At 71.2% G+C, this 2,669-nt stretch carries 3 protein-coding genes; 1 reads left to right on the forward strand and 2 read right to left on the reverse strand.

Features of this window, described 5'->3' with window-relative positions:
* Positions 1-106: 106 nt before the first annotated feature.
* Positions 107-322: a hypothetical protein gene (locus V7E45_RS39735; protein WP_333779163.1), complete on the reverse strand. Its 216-nt coding sequence runs from the start codon at positions 320-322 to the stop codon at positions 107-109.
* Between the two features lie 875 nt (positions 323-1,197).
* On the opposite strand from V7E45_RS39735, the gene V7E45_RS39740 reads away from it, so the two are divergent.
* Positions 1,198-1,431 carry a DUF1003 domain-containing protein gene (locus V7E45_RS39740; RefSeq protein ID WP_333779164.1) on the forward strand — a complete coding sequence of 78 codons (234 nt, stop codon included), beginning with the start codon at positions 1,198-1,200 and terminating at the stop codon, positions 1,429-1,431.
* Positions 1,432-1,757: 326 nt separating this feature from the next.
* Here the strand turns inward: V7E45_RS39740 and V7E45_RS39745 are convergent.
* Positions 1,758-2,669, reverse strand: a 912-nt coding sequence (locus V7E45_RS39745) for a cytochrome P450 (RefSeq protein ID WP_333779165.1), incomplete at its 5' end; no start/stop codon positions are given.

Genomic DNA, 2,669 nt, shown 5'->3' on the forward strand with positions numbered 1-2,669 from the left:
GAAACACTAACCCCGCCCACGGCCGATGTCTACTACGACCACGACAGATTTCCTCCACCCCGACGAGAGGCCGGCAAGCAGCGCGAGGCCGGTCCAGCGGGGGGCCTCATGCCGGTGCCGGTCCCTTGCCGCGGCGGATGCGGGGGGCGGGGTGGCGGGTGGCCAGCCACTGCTCGAAGGTGACTGTGCCGCGCGGGCCGGGCCGGGTGGGCAGCAGCGCGCCGCCGGCCATGGCCCGGCCGGCCGCTCCGGGGACGGGGACGGCAAGGACCGGGCGGCGCTCGCCCAGCACCCGCTTGAGCCGGCGGACCATGTCCGGCATGGTCAAGTGCTCCTCAGGCCCAGCCAGTTCGGGCGCCGGCGTCATCGGCCCCACCACGGTCTACCGAGCCGCCTCCTGACACCCCCGGCCCCCGGTCCAGCCCGGCACGGTCGTCCGCCACCTGGTCGCCGGCCGCCTGGTCCGCGTGCTCATCACCGACACGCCGCTGCCCGTATACGGCCACGTGTACGGTGCGGTGCGGTGCTGCAGGCGTACCTGCTCTGCCCGGCGGAACCGGCAGATGTTGCGCCGGGCCCCGGACACTGCTTCCGGCGCCAGACACAGCCCTTCACGGACGCCCCGGACGCCACCGCTGCGACCGCGGCCGCAGCGCCCGGCTGATGCGCCGCTTCCACCAGTGCGAGCAAGTACAGCCCCTGGAGGGGTCGGAGGAACCGGACCAGGGGTCGCCTCCCGCTCGGGGCGGCCCCTTGACGCGGTGCGGGTCACCCGCCGCCTGGAGGTGGTGGCGGCGGGCAAGGTCACGGAGCGCTGACCGCACCCGGCCCCGCACCACTGCGCCGCGTGCCGTATTTCGAGCGCGTCCCCGGTCGGTCGACGCGGGGATCAGGCCCGCCCGCCACGCACGCTGACGGCTGTTCCACGTCGACGATCGGCCGGGGAGTGCTGATGAGCGGTGCTGTGAACCGTCCGGGCGGTCTCGGCCGTCCGGGGCTGCGGCTGCTGCGCGAGCAGGGCGTGCTCGCGCGGATACGCGGGACCGAGGACAAGATCGCGGACGCGATCACCGCCTTCGCCGGGACCATGCTGTTCGTGTACCTGCACGCGCTGTGGTTACGGTCTGGATCGTGTTCAACTAGGGTGCGTTCGGCCAGGAGGCGGTCTGGGATCCCTTTCCCTTCGGACTGCTCACCATGATCGTCAGCCTGGAGGCGATCTTCCTGTCCACCTTCGTCATGGTGAGTCAGAACCGCCAGGCCGCCCGCGAGAACGTCCGCGCAGACCTGGACTTCGAAACCAATGTGCGCTCGGAGGTGTGGTCGATCCTCATGGGCCGCGCCCTGAGAGTCGACCCCGAGGAGGTCGAGCGCAGGGTGCAGGAACTCCTCGCGGAGAACCGAGCCCGGATGAGCGGAGCCGCCCGATAGGCCGCCCCGCGGTGGGACGATGAAACGGGTGTCCGGGTTGGCCGGACGACGTCCCGGGAAGTGAGCGCATGGGCCGTCCTCGCGTCCCTGCCGGGGGCCGGAGGTGACCGGGGCAGCGCGACATGATCGTGTCCTCCGACATCATGGGGAAGGCGGACGACCGGGCGGCGCCGGCGATCGACGCGCCCCCGCCGCGTGATGTGCGGCGGTCGGCCGATCTGTCGCGACTGCTGGTCTCCCTGGCCGTGCTCGGGCTGTCGGTGCTGGTGGATGAACGGCGTGGTCGGGGCGGGGGCAGTCATGGTGGTCTTCCTCGTCGGTCTCGGTCAATGGCTCGGCATCGGACGCAGGCGCACGGAGACGGAGGCGTGTCCGTTGCTGATAAGGCTCGGCAGCCTCTTCAGCGCAGTTCGCTCTGTGGCGAGTTGGGCGTCGGGGAAGCGTTCGAAGAGCAGGCGCAGCGCGGTGGCGACTTCGAGTCGGGCGAGCGGGGCACCGAGACAGAAGTGAACGCCGTGTCCGAAGGCGAGGTGTTCCTTGCTGGGGCGGGTGGCGTCGAAACGGTCGGCGTCCTTGTGCCAGTCGGGGTGGCGGTTGGCGGCGGCGTAGGAGGCGAGGATCGCCTCGCCGGCCTTGATTGTCTGGCCGTCGGGGAGCGGGATGTCGGTGCGGGCGTAGCGCAGGGGAAGGTGCTTGACCGCGGGCTGGTGGCGCAGGGTCTCCTCGACGACGTCCTGCCAGGTGCAGCGGCCTTCCCGGATGTGGGCAAGCTGCTGGGGATCGGTCAGCAGGGTGGTGATGGCCTGGTCGATGACGTTGACGGTGGTCTCGTATCCGGCGCTGATCATCAGCAGGAGCGGGTCGCGTAGCTCGGCGTGGCTGAGGGCGGAGCCGTCCTCCTCGTCGCGGGTGGCGATCAGCAGCGAGGTCATGTCCTCACCGGGCTCAGTGCGCTTGGTCTCGATCAAGGCGTCAAGCAGGCCGTAGAGGGCGGTGGTGTTCACAGCCTGTTCCTCGGCGGAGAGGTGGGTGGCGAACACGTTGTCCACCCCGGTGCGGAATGCGGTGCGCTGGTCGGCGGGGACGCCCATGAGCTTGCCGATGACAGCGATCGGGAGCGGGTAGGCGAGGTGCTCGCGCAGGTCGACCGTCTCGCCGGGCGGGAGGGCGTCGAGGAGGCCGTCGACGAGGGCCTCGATGTCTGCCTGGAGGGCGGCGGTGCGGCGGGCGGAGAGGGC

It is taken from the genome of Streptomyces sp. IBSBF 3136, assembly GCF_036815105.1.
Classification (GTDB): domain Bacteria; phylum Actinomycetota; class Actinomycetes; order Streptomycetales; family Streptomycetaceae; genus Streptomyces.